The 20,692-nt window shown below is 68.7% G+C and carries 19 protein-coding genes; 16 read left to right on the top strand and 3 right to left on the bottom strand.

The genetic code is table 11. The features are described 5' to 3' along the window. Window positions 1-34 precede the first annotated feature (34 nt). The 9 genes from AC3WVS_RS28125 (at window position 35) to AC3WVS_RS28085 (ending at window position 9,951) form a co-directional block, all read left to right on the top strand. Window positions 35-571 (top strand): cupin domain-containing protein, encoded by a 537-nt coding sequence (locus AC3WVS_RS28125; RefSeq protein WP_492321255.1) that lies wholly within the window; start codon window positions 35-37, stop codon window positions 569-571. Window positions 572-609: 38 nt separating this feature from the next. Further along, window positions 610-1,464 carry an IclR family transcriptional regulator gene (locus tag AC3WVS_RS28120; protein ID WP_492321254.1) on the top strand — a complete coding sequence of 285 codons (855 nt, stop codon included), beginning with the start codon at window positions 610-612 and terminating at the stop codon, window positions 1,462-1,464. 5 nt (window positions 1,465-1,469) lie between these two features. After that, window positions 1,470-2,273, top strand: coding sequence for an SDR family oxidoreductase (locus AC3WVS_RS28115; protein ID WP_492321253.1), 804 nt, complete (start codon window positions 1,470-1,472; stop codon window positions 2,271-2,273). Next, window positions 2,266-3,981, top strand: a complete 1,716-nt coding sequence (locus AC3WVS_RS28110; protein WP_492321252.1) for a thiamine pyrophosphate-binding protein — start codon at window positions 2,266-2,268, stop codon at window positions 3,979-3,981. The genes AC3WVS_RS28115 and AC3WVS_RS28110 overlap by 8 nt, the downstream gene beginning before the upstream one ends. Window positions 3,982-3,993: 12 nt before the next feature. Next, on the top strand, window positions 3,994-4,794 hold the full coding sequence (locus AC3WVS_RS28105) for an aspartate dehydrogenase (protein WP_035825062.1): 801 nt from the start codon (window positions 3,994-3,996) through the stop codon (window positions 4,792-4,794). A 40-nt stretch (window positions 4,795-4,834) separates the two neighbouring features. Then, complete coding sequence (locus AC3WVS_RS28100) at window positions 4,835-6,313, top strand: aldehyde dehydrogenase (RefSeq protein WP_492321251.1); 1,479 nt, start codon at window positions 4,835-4,837, stop codon at window positions 6,311-6,313. A 23-nt stretch (window positions 6,314-6,336) separates the two neighbouring features. Further along, a complete protein-coding gene (locus AC3WVS_RS28095) occupies window positions 6,337-7,311 on the top strand; it encodes a VOC family protein (RefSeq protein WP_011616780.1) in 975 nt (324 codons plus the stop codon). A gap of 26 nt (window positions 7,312-7,337) precedes the next feature. After that, window positions 7,338-8,294, top strand: coding sequence for a PDR/VanB family oxidoreductase (locus tag AC3WVS_RS28090; protein WP_492321250.1), 957 nt, complete (start codon window positions 7,338-7,340; stop codon window positions 8,292-8,294). A 349-nt stretch (window positions 8,295-8,643) separates the two neighbouring features. Then, window positions 8,644-9,951 (top strand): MFS transporter, encoded by a 1,308-nt coding sequence (locus tag AC3WVS_RS28085; protein ID WP_492321287.1) that lies wholly within the window; start codon window positions 8,644-8,646, stop codon window positions 9,949-9,951. Between the two features lie 61 nt (window positions 9,952-10,012). On the opposite strand, the gene AC3WVS_RS28080 is transcribed toward AC3WVS_RS28085, so the two are convergent. Continuing rightward, complete coding sequence (locus tag AC3WVS_RS28080; RefSeq protein WP_010811677.1) at window positions 10,013-10,531, bottom strand: MarR family winged helix-turn-helix transcriptional regulator; 519 nt, start codon at window positions 10,529-10,531, stop codon at window positions 10,013-10,015. Between the two features lie 322 nt (window positions 10,532-10,853). Between AC3WVS_RS28080 and AC3WVS_RS28075 the strand changes: the two genes are divergently transcribed. The 7 genes from AC3WVS_RS28075 to AC3WVS_RS28045 all read left to right on the top strand — a co-directional run bounded on the left by AC3WVS_RS28075 (window position 10,854) and on the right by AC3WVS_RS28045 (window position 18,298). Beyond that, a complete protein-coding gene (locus AC3WVS_RS28075) occupies window positions 10,854-11,846 on the top strand; it encodes a Bug family tripartite tricarboxylate transporter substrate binding protein (RefSeq protein ID WP_492321249.1) in 993 nt (330 codons plus the stop codon). Window positions 11,847-11,895: 49 nt separating this feature from the next. Beyond that, on the top strand, window positions 11,896-14,187 hold the full coding sequence (locus tag AC3WVS_RS28070) for a xanthine dehydrogenase family protein molybdopterin-binding subunit (protein ID WP_492321248.1): 2,292 nt from the start codon (window positions 11,896-11,898) through the stop codon (window positions 14,185-14,187). Next, a complete protein-coding gene (locus AC3WVS_RS28065; protein ID WP_492321247.1) occupies window positions 14,180-15,046 on the top strand; it encodes an FAD binding domain-containing protein in 867 nt (288 codons plus the stop codon). The genes AC3WVS_RS28070 and AC3WVS_RS28065 overlap by 8 nt, the downstream gene beginning before the upstream one ends. Before the next feature lie 9 nt (window positions 15,047-15,055). After that, complete coding sequence (locus tag AC3WVS_RS28060) at window positions 15,056-15,532, top strand: (2Fe-2S)-binding protein (protein ID WP_010811673.1); 477 nt, start codon at window positions 15,056-15,058, stop codon at window positions 15,530-15,532. Further along, window positions 15,522-16,289: an SRPBCC family protein gene (locus AC3WVS_RS28055; RefSeq protein ID WP_492321246.1), complete on the top strand. Its 768-nt coding sequence runs from the start codon at window positions 15,522-15,524 to the stop codon at window positions 16,287-16,289. The genes AC3WVS_RS28060 and AC3WVS_RS28055 overlap by 11 nt, the downstream gene beginning before the upstream one ends. A 102-nt stretch (window positions 16,290-16,391) precedes the next feature. Further along, complete coding sequence (locus tag AC3WVS_RS28050) at window positions 16,392-17,243, top strand: IclR family transcriptional regulator (protein ID WP_492321245.1); 852 nt, start codon at window positions 16,392-16,394, stop codon at window positions 17,241-17,243. Between the two features lie 38 nt (window positions 17,244-17,281). Then, a complete protein-coding gene (locus AC3WVS_RS28045) occupies window positions 17,282-18,298 on the top strand; it encodes a tripartite tricarboxylate transporter substrate binding protein (RefSeq protein ID WP_492321244.1) in 1,017 nt (338 codons plus the stop codon). Here the strand turns inward: AC3WVS_RS28045 and AC3WVS_RS28040 are convergent. Both AC3WVS_RS28040 and AC3WVS_RS28035 read right to left on the bottom strand, forming a co-directional pair. Continuing rightward, window positions 18,285-19,124 (bottom strand): IclR family transcriptional regulator, encoded by an 840-nt coding sequence (locus AC3WVS_RS28040; RefSeq protein ID WP_492321243.1) that lies wholly within the window; start codon window positions 19,122-19,124, stop codon window positions 18,285-18,287. The two genes, AC3WVS_RS28045 and AC3WVS_RS28040, sit on opposite strands and share 14 nt — an antisense overlap. Before the next feature lie 69 nt (window positions 19,125-19,193). Continuing rightward, a complete protein-coding gene (locus AC3WVS_RS28035; protein ID WP_492321242.1) occupies window positions 19,194-20,330 on the bottom strand; it encodes an FAD-dependent monooxygenase in 1,137 nt (378 codons plus the stop codon). Window positions 20,331-20,692 lie beyond the last annotated feature (362 nt).

Below are 20,692 nucleotides of genomic sequence, written 5' to 3'. Positions count from 1 at the left end.
ACCAACCGATCCACTGAAAACAGAAGGAATCCAAATGAGCGATCTTTCTCAACCACAAAACCTCAAGCGTTCCTGGGACCAGCCGGAGGACGCCTCGTTCGACCAGTGGATGGAAAGCCGCGTGGCGCGCTTCTCCACGCGCAAGTACGACTGGGACGCGCTGAAGTTCCAGGCCGACTACGACCCCAAGTACCGCCGCGCGCAGATGCGCTACCTGGGCACCGGCGGCACCGGCGTGGCCGCCGACACCAACACCGTGCCGAGCGAGCATTTCACCTTCTCCACCATGATCATCCCGGCCGGCCATGAAGGCCCGTCGCATATCCACACCGACGTGGAAGAGGTGTTCTTCATCCTGCGCGGCAAGGTCAAGCTGATCCTGGAAAAGGACGGCGAGCGCTACGAGACCATCCTGACCGACCGCGACCTGGTCTCGGTGCCGCCGGGCGTCTACCGCGAGGAAATCAACATCGGCGAGGAAGACGCGCTGATGTGCGTGATGCTGGGCGCGAAGAAGCCGATCACGCCGACCTACCCGCCCGAGCATCCGCTGACGAAGATCAAGCGCTGATGCCGGCGAACGCCCGTCAGCACGCATCCACCGAAACCATGAGCAGCAACCCCATCCCGGCCACGCCCGCCGCCAACGAAACCCCGGACAAGTACATCGTCCCGGGCCTGGAGCGCGGCCTGCGCCTGCTGAGCGAGTTCAGCAGCAAGGACCGCACCATGTCGGCAGCGGAACTGGCGCGCCGCCTGAAGGTGCCGCGCTCGACCGTGTTCCGCCTGCTGGCCACGCTGGAAATGCTGGGCTTTGTCGAGCGCGCCGATGGCGGCCGGGATTTCCGGCTGGGCATGGCCGTGCTGCGCCTGGGGTTTGAATACCTGGCGTCGCTGGAGCTGACCGAGCTGGGCCGCCCGCTGCTGGAGCGGCTGCGCGACGAGATCGGCTACCCCAGCAACCTGGTGGTGCGCGACGGGCGTTCGATCGTCTACGTGGCCAAGGCGGTGTCGCCGCGGCCGTTTGCCAGCTCGGTCAACGTCGGCACGCGCCTGCCCGCGCATGCCACGGTGCTGGGGCGCGTGCTGCTGGAAGACCTGTCGCTGGCGGAGTTGCGCGCGCTGTACCCGGAAACGCAGCTTGCGGTGTTCTCCGAGAGCACGCCGCGCACCGTCGACGAGCTGTACGAGATCGTCCAGCGCGACCGCGAGCGCGGCTACGTGCTGCAGGAAGGCTTCTTCGAGGCCAGCATTTCCACCATCGCCGCGCCCGTGCGCGACCGCACCGGCAAGGTGGTGGCGGCGCTGGGCGCCACCATCCCCGCCGCGCATATCGATCCGGCGCAACTGGATGCGATGGTGGAGATGGTCAGGGATACCGCGGGCGAGCTGTCGCGCCTGCTCGACTACCGCCCGTCGCTGCACAGCAGCGGCGCCAAGGTGGTGAATCTGTATCGGGAGTGAGGACAATGTCCATGATTGAACTCGGCGGCAAGGTTGCCGTCGTCACCGGCGGGTCCTCCGGCATCGGGCTGGCGACCGTCGAGCTGCTGCTCGAAGCGGGTGCCGCCGTGGCCATGTGCGGCCGCGACGAGAACCGCCTGCGCAGCGCCGAAGCGCAGCTGCGCGAGAAATTCCCCGGGTGCCGGCTCTATGCCGCCACCTGCGACGTGCTCAAGCCTGAACAGGTCGCCGCCTTCGCCGCTGCCGTGCAGGCCACGCTGGGCAACGTCGACATGCTGGTCAACAACGCCGGCCAGGGCCGTGTCTCCACCTTCGCCAACACCGAAGACGCGGCCTGGATGGAGGAACTGCAGCTCAAGTTCTTCTCCGTGATCCACCCGACGCGCGCGTTCCTGCCGCAGCTCGAGAAGTCGGGCCAGGGCGCCATTGTCTGCGTCAACTCGCTGCTGGCGCAGCAGCCGGAGCCGCATATGGTGGCGACCTCCGCCGCGCGCGCCGGCGTGCTCAACCTGGTGCGCTCGATGGCCACCGAGTTTGCGCCCAAGGGCGTCCGCGTCAACGGCATCCTGATCGGCCTAGTTGAGTCTGGCCAATGGCGCCGCCGCTTCGAGGCGCGCCCCGAAGCAGACCGCCACCTGGACTGGGCCGCATGGACCGCGCGCCTGGCCCAGCAGAAACATATTCCCCTTGGCCGCCTGGGCCTGCCGGTCGAGGCAGCCCGCGCCATCCTGTTCCTTGCCTCGCCGTTGTCTTCGTACACCACGGGCAGCCATATCGATATCTCCGGAGGACACTCCCGTCATGCCTAATCAACAACAGTACGAGCAACAGCAGGTCACCGTCGGCTGCGCCATCACGGCGTTTCTCGAGCAGTGCGGCGTCAAGGCTGCCTTCGGCGTGATCTCGATCCACAATATGCCGATCCTCGACGCCATGGGCGAGCGCGGCAAGATCCGCTTCGTGCCGGCGCGCGGCGAAGCGGGCGGCACCAATATGGCCGATGCCTATGCCCGCACCACGGGCGGCCTGGGCGTGTGCCTGACCAGCACCGGCACCGCCGCGGGCAACGCCGCCGGCGCCATGGTGGAAGCGCTGACCGCCGGTACGCCGATGCTGCATATCACCGGCCAGATCGAAACGCCTTACCTGGACCAGAGCCTCGCCTACATCCACGAAGCCCCGGACCAGCTCACCATGCTCAAGGCCGTGTCCAAGGCCGCCTTCCGCATCCGCAGCGCCGACACCGCCATCAGCACCATCAAGCTGGCGGTGCAGACCGCGCTGACGGCGCCGACCGGCCCGGTCAGCGTGGAGATCCCCATCGACATCCAGGCCGCGCTGATCGAGATGCCGGCCGACCTGCAGCCGCTGCCGGTGCCGCAGCACGTGCCGTCGGCGCATGCGCTGGACGCGCTGGCCGAGCGCCTGGCCAAGGCCAAGCGCCCGCTGCTGTGGCTGGGCGGCGGTGCGCGCCACGCCAGCAAGCAGGTGCAGCGCCTGCTGGACCTGGGCTTCGGCGTGGTCACCAGCACGCAAGGCCGCGGCATCGTGCCGGAAGACGATCCCCGTTCGCTGGGCGCCTACAACCTGCATAAGCCGGTCGAGGCCTTCTACCAGACCTGCGACGCGATGCTGGTGGTGGGCTCGCGCCTGCGCGGCAATGAAACCCTGAAGTACGAACTGAAGCTGCCGCGCCCGCTGCTGCGCATCGACGCCGACCCCGCCGCCGAAGGCCGCTGCTACCTGAGCGACTACTTCGTCAGCGGCGACGCCGCGCTGGCGCTGGACGCCCTGGCGGATCGGCTTGAAAAGCGCATGCAGATCGACCCGGCCTTCGCCGCCGACCTGCGCCGCGCCCACGACACCGCCGTCAACAGCCTGGTCGACGGCCTGGGCCCGTACTCGGCGCTGGTGCAGGCGCTGCAGGGCGCGGTCGGCCGCAGCTTCAACTGGGTGCGCGACGTGACCGTGTCGAACAGCACCTGGGGCAACCGCCATCTGCGCATCTTCGATTCGCGTGCCGGCGTGCATGCGCTGGGCGGCGGCATCGGCCAGGGCCTCGCGATGGGCATCGGCGCCGCGATCGGTGCTGCGGCGACCGCTTCGGGCAAGAAGACCTTCACGCTGGCCGGCGACGGCGGCTTTATCCTGAACCTGGGCGAACTGGCCACCGCGGTGCAGGAACGCGCCGACATGGTGATCGTGCTGATGAACGACAAGGGCTACGGCGTGATCAAGAACATCCAGGACGCCCAGTACGGCGGCCGCCGCCACTACGTGGACCTGCATACCCCGGACTACGCCACGCTGGCCAAGTCGCTGTCGCTGCGCCATGCCCGCGTGAGCAACCTGGCCGAGGTCGGCGCCGCGCTGGAAGCGGCCACGGCCGAGTCGGGCCCGTTCCTGCTGGAGATCGACATGCTGTCGATCGGTTCCTTCAAGACCATCTTTGCCGGCCCCCCGGTGAACCAGGACAACGAAGAGCCGGCGCGCGAACAAACCACTGTCACCGCCTGAGGGAGACCGGAGATGCTGCATGTGTCCATGGTTGGCTGCGGCGCGATCGGCCGCGGCGTGATGGAATTGCTCAAGAGCGATCCCGACGTGGTGTTCGACGTGGTGATCGTGCCGGAGCACACGATGGACGAGGCCCGCGACGCGGTCACCGCGCTGGCGCCGGGGGCCCGCGTGGCGACGCACCTGGACGACCAGCGTCCCGACCTGCTGGTCGAGTGCGCCGGCCACCATGCGCTGGAAGAGCACATCGTGCCGGCGCTGGAACGCGGTATCCCGTGCATGGTGGTGTCGGTGGGCGCGCTGTCCGAGCCCGGCATGGCCGAGCGGCTGGAAGCGGCCGCGCGCCGCGGCGGCACCCAGGTGCAGCTGTTGTCGGGTGCGATCGGCGCGATCGATGCGCTGGCCGCGGCGCGTGTCGGCGGGCTGGACGAAGTCATCTACACCGGCCGCAAGCCGGCTCGCGCCTGGGCCGGCACGCCGGCCGAGCAGCTCTTCGACCTGGATGCGCTGACCGAGGCGACCGTGATCTTCGAGGGCACGGCCCGCGACGCGGCGCGCCTGTATCCCAAGAACGCCAACGTGGCCGCGACGGTGTCGCTGGCAGGGCTCGGCCTGGACCGCACCTCGGTCAAGCTGCTGGCCGACCCGCATGCGGTGGAGAACGTGCACCACGTGGAAGCGCGCGGCGCCTTCGGCGGCTTCGAGCTGACCATGCGCGGCAAGCCGCTCGCGGCCAATCCCAAGACTTCCGCGCTGACAGTGTTCAGCGTGGTGCGCGCACTGGGCAACCGCGCGCACGCGGTATCGATCTAGCCCCGGCAGCCACGCCCCACAGACTTAGCAGGCAACGACAATGAAGACGCAAGAAGTACTTCCCATCTGCATCGCGGGCGAATGGCGCCTGGGGACCGGCGACCGCTACGGCACGCGCTATCCGGCTACCGGCGAGGTGGTGGCTGAACTGAACGCCGCCAGCCTGGCGGATGTGGAAGAAGCGGTGCAGGGCGCCCATCAGGCCTTCCTTACCAGCGGCTGGGCCCAGCGCAAGCCGCATGAGCGCGCCGCCGTGCTGTACCGCGTGGCCGAGCTGATCCGCGCCCAGGGCGAGCAGCTGGCCCAGCGCCAGCGCCTGGACAACGGCAAGCCGATCAGCGAGACGCGCGCCCTGGTGGCCAGCGCCGCCGGCACCTTCCAGTTCTTTGCCGCCGCCTGCGAGACGCTGGAAGAAACCATCACGCCGCAGCGCGGCGACTGCCTGACCATGAGCGTGTACGAGCCGATGGGCGTGGTCGCGGCGATCACGCCGTGGAACTCGCCGATCGCCAGCGAGGCGCAGAAGATGGCGCCGGCGCTTGCCGCCGGCAACGCCGTGGTGGTCAAGCCCGCCGAAGTCACGCCGCTGATGGCGCTGGAACTGGCGCGCATCTGCGAAGAGGCCGGCGTGCCCAAGGGCCTGGTCAGCGTGCTGCCGGGCAAGGGTTCGGTCATCGGCGACGCCATCACCAAGCATCCGCTGGTGCGCCGCGTGTCGTTCACCGGCGGCACCACCACCGGCAAGCATATCGCCCATATCGCCGCCGACAAGATGATGCCGGTGTCGCTGGAACTGGGCGGCAAGTCGCCGACCATGGTGTTCGATGATGCCGACCTGGACCACGCGGTCAACGGCGTGCTGTACGGCATCTTCAGCTCGTCGGGCGAGTCATGCATCGCCGGCTCGCGCCTGTTCGTGGCGCGTTCGCAGTACGAGGCCTTCATGGACCGTCTGGCGCATGGCGCCGCGCAGCTGCGCGTGGGCGATCCGGCCGACGAGCACACCCAGATGGGGCCGCTCATCACTGACCGCCATCGCGATTCGATCGAGTCATACGTCGCCGCGGGCGTGGACGAAGGCGGGCAGCTGCGCACTGGCGGGTTGCGTCCCGATGTTGCAGGCCTGCCCAACGGCTACTTCTACACGCCGACCATCATCGAGGGGCTGGATAACAACGCCCGCATCTGCCAGGAAGAGATCTTCGGGCCGGTGCTGGTGGCGATCCCGTTCGACGACGAGGATGACCTGATCGCGCAGGCCAACGACAGCGTCTATGCGCTTGCCGCGGGCATCTGGACGCGCGACTACAAGCGCGCCTGGCGCGTGGCACGCGCCGTGCAGGCGGGCAATGTGTGGATCAACACCTACAAGCAGTTCTCGATCGCGACGCCGTTCGGCGGCTGGCGCGACAGCGGCCTGGGCCGCGAGAAGGGACGGCTTGGCATCCTGCAGTACATGGAGCAGAAGAGCGTGTACTGGGGCCTGAACGAACAACCGCTGCCGTGGGCCAACCACTGAACCCGGCAGGCTGGAGAGAAGCAATGATCAAGGTATTGGGGATCGACGAGATCGTCTACGGCGCGGATGACTTTGACGCCTGCCGTGGCTTTTTCACCGACTGGGGCCTGGCCATCAAGCGCGACGATGCGCAGGGCCTGGATTTTGAAACGCTGAACGGCTGCCGCGTGCTGGTGCGCCGCATCGACGATGCCACGCTGCCGCCCGCGATCGAGGCCGGTCCGACGCTGCGCGAAGTGGTGTGGGGCGTGGAGTCGCAAGCGTCGCTGGACCAGCTCGCCAAGGCAATCGCTGATGCACCGGGCTTCGTGAAGCAAGGCGAGGGCGATACACTGCGCGTGGGCTGCACCGACCCGAACGGCCTGGCCGTGCGTTTCCAGGTCACCCGCAAGCATGACGTGCAGGTCGAATGCGCGCTGATGAACACGTGGAACGACAAGCCGCGCCTGAACCAGCGCAGCCCGATCTACGACCATGCCACCCCGATCGAAGTGGGCCACGTGGTGTTCTTCGTCAAGGACGTCAAGGCCACGGAGCGCTTCTATGTCGAGAAGTTCGGCTTCGTGCCGTCGGACCGCTACCCGGACCGCGGCGCCTTCCTGCGCTGCACGCCCGAAGGCGGCCACCACGACCTGTTCCTGCTGCAGCTGCCGGAACCCAAGAGCGGCCTGAACCACGTTGCCTTCACCGTGCGCGACATCCACGAAGTCTTCGGTGGCGGCATGCATGTCTCGCGCAAGGGCTGGGATACGCAGCTCGGCCCGGGCCGGCACCCGATCTCGTCGGCCTACTTCTGGTACTTCAAGAACCCGGCCGGCGGCCTGATCGAGTACTACGCCGACGAAGACCAGCTGGACGAACACTGGGAGCCGCGCGCTTTCGAGCCGGGTCCGACCATGTTCGCCGAATGGGCGATCGAAGGCGGCATCGACGGCAACACCCGCCGCCAGAAGAACGCGGGCGGACCGGCAGGCAAGTTCCTGACCGAGAAGCGGTAAGTCAGCAGCAATCGAAGGAAGCAGCAATGAGTGCCCACCAGTCCCTGACCCTGCGCGTCCACGCCATGCGCTATGAAGCGCGCGGCGTGGTCAGCATCGAACTGCAAGATCCCGAAGGGAAGACCCTGCCCGAGTACAGCCCGGGCGCCCATATCGACCTGCACCTGGGCAACGGCCTGGTGCGCAGCTACTCGCTGTGCGGCGCGCCCGAAGCGCGCCAGCGCTACACCGTCGGCGTGCTGCTGGACCGCGGCAGCCGCGGCGGTTCGCGCTACGTGCATGAGCAGCTGCGCGTGGGCGCCACGCTGACCGTGGGGGCGCCGCGCAACAACTTCGAGCTGGACGAAAGCGCCGCGCACACCGTGCTGGTCGCCGGCGGCATCGGCGTCACGCCGATCGTCTGCATGGCGCGCCGCCTGGCCGAGCTGGGCAGGTCGTTCACGCTGATCTACTGCGCCCGTTCGCGTGCCGAGGCCGCATTCGTCGAACAGCTGTCGGCCCATGGCGATGCCGTGCGCTTTCACTTCGACGACGAGGCCGGCGTGCCGCCGGACCTGAACGCGATGCTGGCCGGCCAGGAGGTGCAGACGCACTTCTACTGCTGCGGCCCCGGTCCGATGCTGAAGGCGTTCGAGGCTGCCTGCGAAGCGCATGGCTACCCGAACGTGCATATCGAGCGCTTTGCCGCCGACCCCTCGACCGAGGCGGTGCAGGAGGGCGAGTACACCGTGTCGCTGTCGCGCACCGGCACCACCGTCAAGGTGCCGTCCGGCAAGTCGCTGCTGGACGCGCTGCTCGATGCCGGCGTGCAGATGGACTACAGCTGCCGCGAAGGCGTGTGCGGCTCGTGCGAGACCGCGGTGCTGGAAGGCTGCCCCGACCATCGCGACAGCGTGCTCAGCAACAGCGAGCGCGCCAGCAACAAGACCATGATGGTGTGCGTGTCGGGGTGCAAGGGCAGCAAGCTGGTGCTCGACCTGTAATCCTGCCGCACAGCCTTTGGACACCGATGGTGTTCCCCTCTCCCCTCATGGGGAGAGGGCAGGGTGAGGGGTGGTTTGGCAAGGCACCACGCTACCAGAACCGCCGCCCCTCACCCCCGGCCCCTCTCCCGCAAGCCGGAGAGAGGAGCAATCTTCCCGCATGCCGGGCCGCCCCAGAATCAAACCGAGAAATCCCGTGCTGACCCAGAGACAAGACGCAGCGTCCCCCGGCGCACCGGTGGCCGCCACCGCAGGTATCGTGACCACGGCCGACAGCGCCGGCCAGAGCGCGGCGGCGGCCCGCAGCGGCCCGCTCACGCGCGGCAATATCGTTGCCCGCATCGAGCGCATGCCGGGCAACGCCATGCATATCCGCGCCCGGCTGCTGATCGGCCTGGCCACCTTCTTCGATGGCTTCGACGTCATCGCCATTGCCGCAACGCTGCCGCTGCTGATCGCGCAGTGGTCGCTGACGCCGGGCCAGATCGGCTTCCTGATCGCGGCGCCGTCAGTCGGCCAACTGGTCGGGGCGCTGTTGTTCCCGGGCCTGGCCGAGCGTTTCGGCCGGCTGCGCTCGATCGGCTGGAGCGCGGGCATCATCGGCCTGATGAGTATTGCCTGCGGCTTTGCGCCGTCGTTCGAGATATTCTTGCTGCTTCGCATCGTGCAGGGCCTCGGCCTTGGCGGTGAGCTGCCGGTGGCCGCCACCTATATCAACGAAGTCACGCGCGCGCATGGCCGTGGGCGCTTCGTGCTGCTGTACGAGGTGGTGTTCCCGATCGGCCTGATGGTGTCCAACGGCGTTGGCGCCTGGCTGGTGCCGCACTACGGCTGGGAGGTGATGTACTTCATCGGCGGCGTGCCGCTGGTGCTGTTCTTCATCCTGCGCCGCGTGATCCCGGAATCGCCGCGCTGGCTGGCGGAGAAAGGCCGTCTTGAAGACGCCGATGCCGCACTGCGTGCGTTCGAGGCGCGCGCCAAGGGTCCGCTGCCTCCGCCGGTCAATGCCGGCAGCTACGACCGCATGACCCAGCACCCGCGCCGGCGCGTGCGTGACCTGGTCAGCAAGGCCTACCTCGGCCGCACGCTGGCGGTATGGATGTTGTGGGCGACCTGCGGCTTTATCCAGTACGGGCTGTCGACGTGGCTGCCCACGGTCTACAAGACCGTCTACCACGCGCCGCTGCAGCTGGCGCTGAACCTTGCCGCCGGTGCCTCGGTGCTGGGCGTGGTCGGTTCGCTGGTGTGCGCGATGATCGTCGACAAGGTGGGCCGCAAGCCGGTGATCAATGTGTCGTTCCTGCTGTGCGCGCTGTCGCTGGTGCTGGCGGGGGTGTTCCACGCTTCGGACGTGTACGTGGTCGCTACTTTCTGCGCGCTGGCGATGGGGTTCCTGGCCAGCGGCTTTATCACCGCCTATGTCTATACGCCGGAGCTGTATCCGACCAGCGTGCGGGCGATGGGGTGCGGGCTGGGTGGGGCGTGGCTGAAGCTGGCGGCGATCTTCGCGCCTGGCCTGATCGCCAGCACCATTGGCAGCGGCAACCTCAGCGTCGCCTTCTTCGCGCTGGCCGTGGTGCCGGCGCTGGCGGCTGTCACCGTGCATTTCCTTGGCATCGAGACCAAGGGGCGGGTGCTGGAAGAACTGGAGGTCTGAACGGGCGTGCTCGTCCCGTTCCCTTCGGGCCGCCCCGCGATCCGGGTGCGGCCCTTTTTCTTTATTCCTGCGTGCGCAACAGCTTGCGCAGCCCCTGGTAAACCGCTTCCCGCTCCTCCGGCGACAACTGCCGGATCACCTGCGCCTGCCCCCGCCGCGCCAGCGGCATCACTTGGTCGTGCAGCGCGGCACCGGCTTCACTGATCGCGCAGATCAGCTTCTTGCGCGGCGTGTTGCCGGCTGAGGTCAGCCGCACCAATCCCCGATCCTCCAGCAGCCGCAGCGTGCGGCTCACCAGCGCCTTGTCCGAGGTCGACTGGGTCACCAGCTCGGCAAACGGCAGTTCGCGCGCGTGCGCCAGCAGCGCCAGGATGCGCCACTCCGGCACGGTCAGGCCGAACTGTTCCGCATAGGGCTTGGTCACCGTGCTGCGCAGCGCGGTGACCAGCTGGCTCAGCATCGTGGTCAGGAAATTGTCGACGGTCAGGCCGCTGCCGGCCTCGTCGAGGTCGGTCCACGGGCTGGTGTTGTCGGTGTCTGGCGCGGGCTGGCCGTTGGCGGGCGCGGCGTCACGGGGCATGCGTTCCTCTTGGTCAGGTTCTGCCGGCCGCGGAGTTCGGGCCGGTTGGCGGGCCCGATTGTCTCACAGGCGCTCGCCAATTCCGCCACCGGGGGTCGCTTTCGCGCCATGCGAAAAAATTCAGAAAAGTCAGCCAAGTCAATTGGGGTTTAACGTAAGTTGAGTTGTCAATATTGGCGACATAGGATAGTAAATGTTCCGGATGTGAACACGAGGTTTACTAATAAAACAACCGAAAGTGTTGTAACCCGAGCCAACCCTGTTTTCGCGGTGCGCACAACAGCCCACTCCAACCGCGAATGCGCCCCCACAGGAGCTGTTGATGAGACACGAACGCCCCCGCCGCCTTTTCCTTGCCGCCACTGCCATGGCCGCGCTCGCGCTTGCCGCGGGCAGCGCGCTGGCCACCGCCGCGTATCCGGCCAAGACCGTGACCATGGTCGTGGCCTATCCGCCCGGCGGCGACACCGACGCCATGGCCCGGCTCTATGCCGACAAGCTGTCGGCGCGCCTGAAGCAGCCGGTCATCGTCGAGAACCGCCCCGGTGCCGGCGGCGTGGTCGGCGCCAGCTTCGTCAGCCGCGCGCCGGCGGACGGCTACACGCTGCTGTACACGCCCAACCCTTTCACGCTGGCGCCGATGGTGCTCAAGCTGGCGCCGTCGGCCAGCTATGACCCGCTGCACGGCTTCACCCCCGTGATCCAGACCGCGGTGCAGGCGGTCCTGCTGGTGGCCAACCCGCAGGCCGGCATCAAGACCGTCGGCGAGATGATTGCCGCGGCCAGGGGCGGCAAGACGCTGACCTATGGCAGCCCGGGCGCGGGTTCGCCAATGCATATCGCCGGCGAGATGCTGAACCGCGCCGCGGGCGTGAAGATCCAGCACGTGCCGTACAAGGGCGTGGCGCCGGCAGTCAACGACGTGGTGGCGGGGCACGTGAACTTTGCCTACGTCACGCTGGGCCCGGTGGCGCAGTACATCAACACCGGCCGGCTGATCCCGCTGGCGATCACGGACGCAAAGCGCTCGCCGCTGCTGCCCAACGTGCCGACGCTGGCCGAGCTTGGCTACAAGGACGTGGTGGTCGGCGCCTGGCATGGCGTGATGGCGCCCAGGGGCACGCCGCCCGAGGTGGTCAAGGTGCTGAACCAGCAGCTCAACGACGTGCTGCGCCTGCCCGACGTGACCGAGAAGATGGCCACCTTCGGCGCCAGCCCGGTGGGCGGCGCCCCGGCCGCGCTGGAAAAGGTCAACGCGGCCGATTACGAGCGGCTGGGCAAGGTGATCCGCGACCTCGCGATCACGGCGGAATGACGCAGGGCACCGCATCGCATTCATGCAACCAGACAAGCAGGAGGCCGGCATGAGCAAGGCCATCGTGGGAAGCTCCACGCCGCAGGTGACCGCGCGGGAAAAGGTCATGGGGCGCGCGCAGTATGCCGGCGACATCAAGTTGCCCGGCATGCTGCACGCCAAGGTGCTGCGCAGCCCGCACCCGCATGCGCGCATCGTGCGCATCGACACCGCCGCGGCGAAGGCGCTGGCCGGCGTCAAGCTGGTGGTGACCGGGCACGATGTGCCCACCCGCAACTGGGGCCCGCACCGCAAGGAGCAGCGCATCCTGGCCTGCGGCATGGTGCGCCACGTCGGCGAGGAAGTGGCCGCGGTGGTGGCGGTCAGCGAGGAGATCGCGCGCGATGCGCTGGACCTGGTCCGCATCGAGTACGAGGCGCTGCCCGCGCTGCTGACGCCGGAAGCGGCGCTGGCCGATGGCGCGCCCGAGATCCATGCCGGCACGCGCAATATCGGCCATGAGATGCACATCGTGCGGGGCGACGTGGATGCCGCGTTCGAAGCCTGCGCGGCGGTGTATGAGGCCACCTACGACATGCACTCGCAGTACCCGGGCTACCTTGAGCCGATGGCCTCGGTGGCGGCGCAGGACGGCAACGGGCGGCTCACGCTGTGGGCCTCGACCCAGTCGGTGTTCCTGGCGCGCGCGCGGCTGGCCGAGGCGCTGGACCGGCCGGTCTCGACCATCCGCGTGGTGCAGGCCACCACCGGCGGCGGCTTCGGCGCCAAGATCGTCGAGGAGAACAACAGCCTGATCTGCGCCTTCCTGGCCAGCCGGCTGGAGCGCCCGGTGCGGCTGGTCAACAACCGGCTGGAAGACTTCCAGGGCGCGCGCGCCAGCGTGCCGATGAAAGTGTGGCTGCGCATGGGGCTGTCCGCAGACGGCGTGATCCTGGCCAAGGATGTGCGCATCACGGCCGAATGCGGCGCCTACTCCGGGCTTGCCGGTGATGTGATGCACGTCACCGCCATGCGCAGCGACAACATGCACCGCGTGCAGAACGTGCGCTCGCATGCGGTCATGGCCTATACCAACAACCCGCCGCGCGGCGCCTTCCGCGGCTTTGGCGGGCAGCAGATGCAGTTTCCGCTGAACTGCCACCTGACCGTGCTGGCCGGCATGCTCGGCATGGACCCGGTGGAGGTGCACAAGCGCAATGCGATCGGCGCCGGCGAGACCAGCGTGCATGGCTGGAAGATCAGCAGCACCGGCATGGCCGAGTGCCTGGACATGACCCGCAAGGCCATCGGCTGGGACGAGAAGCGCGCCGCCCCGCGCGGCACCGGCACGCGCCGGCGCGGCGTGGGCATTGCCGCGGCCATGCACGTCAGCGGCAACCGCACGCTGGGCAACTGGGACGGCTCGACCATCCTGCTCAAGGTCAACGAGGACGGGCGCGCGATGCTGCAGACCAGCGAGTGCGACATGGGGCAGGGCGCCAACACCATGCTCAGCCAGATCTGCGCGCAGGAGTTGGGCATCCCGCTGTCGCACGTCACCGTGATGGCGCCGGATACCGATACCGCGCCGTTCTGCCTGGGCTCGCTGGCGTCGCGCGTGACCATCATTGCCGGCAACGCGGTGCTGCGTGCCGCGCGCGAGGCGCGCCAGAAGCTGCTGGCCCTCGCGGCGGAGAAGCTTGGCGTGGACGCGGAACAACTGGAGATTGCCGATGGCCGCATCGCCGCGCCGGGCCAGCCCGACAAGTCCGCCACGCTGGCGGAGATCGCGCGGCTGCATATCTTCCGCCACGGCGGCGAGGGCATCCACGTGCGCGCCACCTATGACGCGCCCACGGTGATGCACGACGCCGACTACTACGGCAACGTCGCGCCCGCGCACTCCTTCGCGGCACAGGCGGTGGAAGTGGAAGTCGACACCGGCACCGGCCAGGTCACCGTGACCGACAGCTTTGTCGCCGACGACTGCGGCAAGGCCATCAACCCGCTCGCCGTGCACGGCCAGACCCACGGCGCGACCGTGCAGGCGATCGGCTGGACCCTGTACGAGAACCTGCAATACGAGGATGGCCGCCTGATGAACGGCAACTTTGCCGACTACACCATGCCGACCGCCGACGCGGTGCCGATGCTGCGCACCGACGTGGTGGAATCGAACGACCCCAACGGCCCCTATGGCGCCAAGGGCGCCAGCGAAACCGCGATCCTGCCGGGCGCGGCGGCGATCGCCAATGCCGTCTTCGACGCCGTGGGCGTGCGCATCCAGTCGCTGCCGATCACGCCTGAGAAGGTGCTGGCGGGCCTGCGCGAACTGAAGCAGAAGGAGGCCGCCCATGCGTGACTTTGCCTTCCTTGAGCCGGCCACCGTGGCCGAGGCCAGCCAGATGCTGGCCGACCTGGGCGACAGTTGCCGCATCCTTGCCGGCGGCACCGCGCTGATGCTCGGCATGCGCCAGCGCATGCTGACGCCTGGCCACCTGGTCTCGCTGGGCCGGCTCGAGGCGCTGCGCGGCATCACCTTCGATGCGCGCGAGGGCCTGCGCATCGGCGCGCTGACGCTGCATGCCGAGGTGGCGCGCTCGCCGCTGGTGCAGGCGCACTACCCGATGCTGGCCAGCATGGCCTCGCGCGTGGCCAATCCGCAGGTGCGCAACCAGGGCACCATCGGCGGCAACCTCTGCTATGCCGACCCCGCCACCGATCCGCCGGGCTGCCTGATGGCGCTGGGCGCGCGGATCGTGGTCAGCGGCCGAGGCGGCGAGCGCGAGATCGATATCGAGGACTTCCTGGTCGACTACTACGTTACGGCACTGGCGCCGGACGAGATCGTCACGCAGATCCGCGTGCCGGCGCCGGGTGCCGGCGCCGATGGCCGCTATGCGCGTTTCCTGCGCACCGCCGCCGAGCACCGGCCGCTGGCCAGCGTGGCACTGGCGGTGCGGCGCGAGGGCGCGTTCTGCGTCGAGGCACGGCTGGCCGTGGGCGCGTCCACGCCGATCCCGGCCCGGCTGCGCCGCGCCGAAGCGCTGCTGGCCGGCAAGGCCGTCACCGCGGAACTGGCCGAGGAAACGGCCGCCATTGTCGCCGCGGACATCAACGCGGTCTCGGACATGCGCGGGTCCGAAAGCTACCGGCGCGAGATGGTGCGGGTAGTCGCGCGCCGCACCATTGCCGAGCTGTTTGGCGTGGCATCGGAGTAAGGAGTCTTCATGAACCAAGTCAGCATCGAACTCACCGTCAACGGCGAAGAACACCAGGTGGAGGTGCCGGCGCGGCGCCTGCTGTCCGACCTGCTGCGCGACGACCTGAACCTGACCGGCACCAAGCGCGGCTGCGAGACCGGCATCTGTGGCGCCTGCTCGGTGCTGGTCGACGGCGAGGTGGTCAAGTCCTGCCTGATGCTCGCCGTGCAGGCGCGCGGGCGCCATGTGATGACCGTGGAGGGGCTGGCCGCTGATGGCCAGCTGCATCCGCTGCAGCAGTGCTTCATGGACAACGGCGGGCTGCAGTGCGGCTATTGCACGCCGGGCTTCCTGATGGCCTCGTGCGCACTGCTTGCCAACAACCCCAACCCGACCGAAGACGAAGTCCGCCACGGCCTGAACGGCAACCTGTGCCGCTGCACCGGCTATGTCGGCATCGTTGAATCGGTCCTGTCCGCCGCGGAGAAAATGCGTGGAAATTGAAAAGACCCTGGTCACCGCGGCGCCGCCGGCGCGCGTGTGGGAGCTGCTGCTCGACCCCAACGTGATGGGCGCGTGCGTGCCCGGCATGGAATCGATCGAAGTGCTGAGCGATGTCGAGTACATCGCCCATATGGCGGTCAAGATCGCCTTCATCAACGCGCGCTTCCGGCTGCATACGAAGATCGTCGAGACGCGCGCGCCGCATTACCTGCGCACCGAGGGCACTGGCGAGGACGCCTCGGTGGCCAGCTCGCTGCGCCAGTCGAGCGAGCTCTTCCTGACCGCGCTGGACGATGGCGGCACGCAACTGCGCATCAGGGTGCAGGTGGACGTGCTGGGCCGGCTGGGCACTTTCGGCCTGAGCGTGATGAAGACCAAGGCCGACCGCATGTGGGACGAGTTCGGCGCCAACCTGCTGGCGCGGCTGTCGCCGCAGGGGGCGCAGGGGGCGCAGGGGGCGCAGGGGGCGCAGGCAGTGCCCGAGCCGGCGGCGAAGTCCGCACCTGCGGCAGCGGTTGCATCGGCTGCCGCGGTCAACGGCCATGCGGTGCTGCCGACGCGGTCCGCGCCGCCCGCACCCGCCGCCGGCGGGCTGTTCTCGCGGCTGTTCGGGCGCGGCGAGGCCGCGCGCGGGCCGCTGTCGGATATCTGCGTCGAGCTGCGCCGCCGCGACGAGACCATCGTGGTGCGGTGGCCCGCCGCCCAGGGCGAGCAATGCGCGGCCTGGCTGCGCGACTACCTGCGCCCGGGGGCATAGGCGGGGCCAGGGCGGGGTCTGCCGGCAATACGGGTACCCTACGGGGTGCAGGCGTGATATATGAGAGCGTTACGCCAAGACCGAATATTGCAGAGACAGACCATGACGACCGATTCGCCGCAGGAAGACACGCAGGAAAGCGGCCAGGAGGGCGCCCCGGAGAGCGCCCAGGACAAGTACATCGTGCCGGGGCTGGAGCGCGGCCTGCGGCTGCTGGCCGAATTCAGCAGCCGTGAGCGCACCTTGTCGGCGGCCGAGCTGGCGCGCCGGCTCAAGGTGCCGCGTTCGACCGTGTTCCGGCTGCTGGCCACGCTGGAAATGATGGGTTTTGTCGAGCGCACCGACGGCGGGCGCGAGTTCCGCCTGGGCATGGCGGTGCTGCGGCTGGGCTTTGACTACCTGGCCTCGCTGGAGCTGACCGAGCTGGGCCGCCCGCTGCTGGACCGGCTGCGCGACGAGATCCACTATCCGTGCAACCTGGTGGTGCGCGACGGGCGCTCCATCGTCTATGTGGCCAAGTCGGTGGCCTCGCGCCCGTTTGCCAGCACGGTCAACGTCGGCACCCGGCTGCCGGCGCACGCCACCGTGCTGGGCCGCGTGCTGCTGGAGGACCTGTCGCTGGCGGAACTGCGCGCGCTGTATCCGGAGGAGCGCCTGGAGGTGTATTCCGAAAGCACGCCGCGCACCGTCGAAGAGCTGTACGACATGGTCCAGCGCGACCGCCAGCGCGGCTATGTGCTGCATGAAGGGTTCTTCGAGGCCAGCATCTCCACCATCGCGGCGCCGGTGCGCGACCGCAGCGGCAAGGTGGTGGCGGCGCTGGGCGCGACCATCCCGGCCTCGCGTATCGATCCGGACCAGCTCGACAACGTGGTGGAACAGGTCAGGCGGGCGGCGGCCGAGCTGTCGAGCCTGCTCGACTACCGGCCGGAGGTGCAGAAACCGTTCGCGTGACGGCAGCGCGCGCCGCCAGCCATCCAATGGGAAGCAATATGCAGCAACGCAAGACATACAACAGGCCGCCGCGCCGGCGGCAATGGCTGGCCGGCACGGCGCTGGCCGCTGCGCTGGCGGCGTGCGTGCCGTGGCAGGCGGCGCAAGCCGCCGGCTGCGCCAATGTGCGCATCGTGGTGCCGTTCCCGGCCGGCGGGCCGGCAGACCAGCTCGCGCGCACGCTGGCGCACGGGCTGCAGCAGCGGCGCGGCACGCCGTTCGTGGTCGATAACAAGCCTGGCGCCAACGGCAATATCGGCATCGACACGGTGCGGCGGGCACCGGGCGACGGCTGCACGCTGCTGGTGGCCCCGGCCGGCAACCTGACCATCAACCCGACGCTGATGCCGGCGCTGAGCTACAACGTCGAGCGTGATTTCCGGCCGGTGTCGCTGCTGGCGGGGTCGCCCAACGTGCTGGCGGTGCATCCGTCAGTGAAGGCGAATTCCGTGCAGGACCTGGTCAGGCTGGCACAGCAGGCAGAGAAGTCCGGCAAGCCGCTGGGCTACGCCAGCCCGGGCGTCGGCAGCGGCCTGCACCTGGCCGGCGAGCTGTTCCGCAACAAGGCCGGCATCACGCTGCTGCACGTGCCCTACAAAGGCATCACGCAGGCGCTCAACGACGTGGTGGGCGGGCAGGTGCCGATGCTGTTCGGCACGTGGCCGGCGCTGGCGCCGTTCATCCAGTCCGGCGCGCTGCGCGCGCTGGCGGTGACGCAGCCCAGGCGCTCGCCGGCCGCGCCGAACGTGCCGTCGCTGGCCGAGCAGGGCGTGCCCGGCATCGACGTCAGTTCCTGGTATGCGCTGCTGGTGCCCAGGGCCACGCCGCAGCCGGCGGCCGATGCGCTCAGCGCCGACGTGCGCGCGCTGCTGGCCACGCCCGCGGTGCGCGCCGAGCTGCAGCGCCAGGGCATGGAGCCGGTGGGCAGCACGCCGCAGGCGCTCGAGGCGCGCATCCGCGACGAAACCGCGGCGTGGGCGAAGCTGATCAAGGCGTACGGGATTACCGCGGAGTAGCGGCGGAGCGGTATCCCATCAGGCCCGACAGGTCGCGCGCGGCCTGCCCGACTTCCTTCGCCACGCGCTCGCGCAGCGCGCCATCGGCGTCAAAGCGCTGCTGCGGTCCCGCCACGCTGATGGCGGCGATCACGTCGCCGTCGGTGCCGCGCACCGGTGCCGCGCAGGAATCGATGCCCGGCTCATAGGCGGAAAAGCTCCAGGCGCAGCCGCGTTCGCGGTCGGCGGCAAGGATATCGGCCAGCCGCGCGTGCGTGGCCGGGCTCTGGCCGGTGACCGTCGGCAGGGGATCGGGTCCCAGCAGCTCGCGCAGCGTCTCCGGCGGCAGCTCGGCAATCAGCATCCGCCCCGGCGTGGTCAGGTGTGCGGCCACGCGGCTGCCCACCTGGATATTGCTGACCAGCGAGGTCGCGGGCATCTGCCGCAGCAGGTAGAGTGCATCGCCGCCATCGCGCACGGCCAGGTAGGCCGATAGCTGCAGCGACGCGCTCAGCCGGGCCAGCACGCGTGCGGCAAAGCTGGTCAGGTCATTGCTGGCCAGCACGCGCGAGGCCAGCTTCAGGAAGTTGAAGCCGACCTGGTGCCCGCCTTGCGGCAGGCGTTCCAGCATGCCCTCATGCTCCAGCGTATCCAGCAGCCGCATCACGGTGACGCGGTTCACGTCGATGCGCCGGCCCACTTCGCTCAGGTTGGCGGTGGCGCCGCCCTCGGCGATGAAGCGCAGCAGGCGCAGGCCGCGGATCACCGGCGAGACCAGCTGGGCTTCGCGGGCGTCTTCAGTATCGCCATCGTCGGCAAGGTCAGGTTGTGGGCGGGACTTGGGCATGGTGGTGTCTGCAGTCAACGGAAAACGGCCGCGCAGGCGGCCGTGCTGGCGGAAACGATCGGCGCGGCTTCAGCCGAGCGCGACGTTCCAGGCGTCGTAATCGTACACCCAGTCGGCATTGCCGCCTTCCTTCAGCCAGGCATTGCTGCGCGAGCCGATCTGGATGCGGCTGGTGCGTTCGAGGCGCGCGGCCTGGTAGCGTGCCAGTGCGGCGGGCACGCCTGCGGCACCGCCGGGTGCGGCATCGGCAAGGCAGCGCGCCAGCACCACGCCGTCTTCAATCGCCATGCCGGCGCCCTGCGCCATGAACGGCATCATCGGGTGGCAGGCGTCGCCCATCAGCGTGACCGGGCCGGCGCACCATGCCGGCAGCGGGTCGCGCACGTACAGCGCGGAGATCAGCACCTCGTCGCAGGCATCGAGCAGTGCGCGCGCCTCGGGGTGGAAGCTGGCATAGGCGCTGCGCAGGTCTTGCACGCGGCCCGGCGTGGTCCAGGACTCATGGCGCCAGGCTTCCTGTGCGACGGTGGCGAAGATAAAGATGTCGCGGCCGCGGTTGAGCGGGAAGGTGACGATCTGCGTGGCGGCGTCGGGGCCCCACCATTTGGTGAAGGCGCCCAGGTTGGGCACGCCGGCGAGGCGCTCGGCGGGAACGACCGCGCGGTAGGCCACCACGCCGGTGAAGATCGGGCTTTCCTGGCCGAACAGGGCGGTGCGCACGGTCGAGTGGATGCCGTCGGCGCCGACCAGCACGTCGACGCGCTCCTGCGCACCGTTGGCGAAGCGCAGCGTGGCGCCATCGGCATGCGGCTCGATGGCCACGGCCTTGTGGCCAAGGCGCACGCATTCGGCCGGCACGGCGGCTTCCAGTGCGGTCATCAGGTCGGCGCGGTGCATGGTCAGCTGCGGAGCGCCGTAGCGGCGCTCGGCGTCTTCCTGCATCGGCAGGCGGGAAGTTTCTTCGCCGGTGTCCCACGTGCGGCTGATGCGGTGGCTGGGGCGTGCGGCGGTTTCGCGCAGGGCGTCGCCGATGCCTAGCCCGTCGAGCGCGCGTACGGCGTTGGGGGTCAGGTTGATGTCGGCGCCTACGCGGGCGAAGCGGGGGGCTTGTTCGTAGACGATTGCGTCCAGGCCGAGCTTGCGCAGTGCGATGGCTGCGGCGAGGCCGCCGATGCCGGCGCCGTTGATTCCGATCTTGAGGGGCATTTGGTCTATCTGCTTGGTTGTGTTCAAAAATGAACTATATGTTCATAAAAATATATGAGCGTAGAGGTAACCAGTCAATTAAGGGTGAACCCCTAGGGAGTGGTTTTCAGTCCTTTGGTGAGCTGGGGGCAATGCGGTCGGTTTGTGGCTTCTGGCAGCGTGGCTGTTTCGCCGGCGTATCCGGCGAGTCACTTTTTGTCCGAGCGACAAAAAGTAACCAAAAAACGCGTCGCCTATGCGGCTGGCAATAAATTCCACGGTGTTGGTGGTTCGCGCGGTGGTGGTTTCCGTTCCGCGTGGTTGGCCGTTCGACCCTGCTACGCCATGTGAGTTAGGGACAGTGCCTGCGTTAACCCACTATT

It is taken from the genome of Cupriavidus sp. CPT47-8839-RL05A, assembly GCF_058792255.1.
This window is presented reverse-complemented; position numbering and strand designations above follow the sequence as displayed.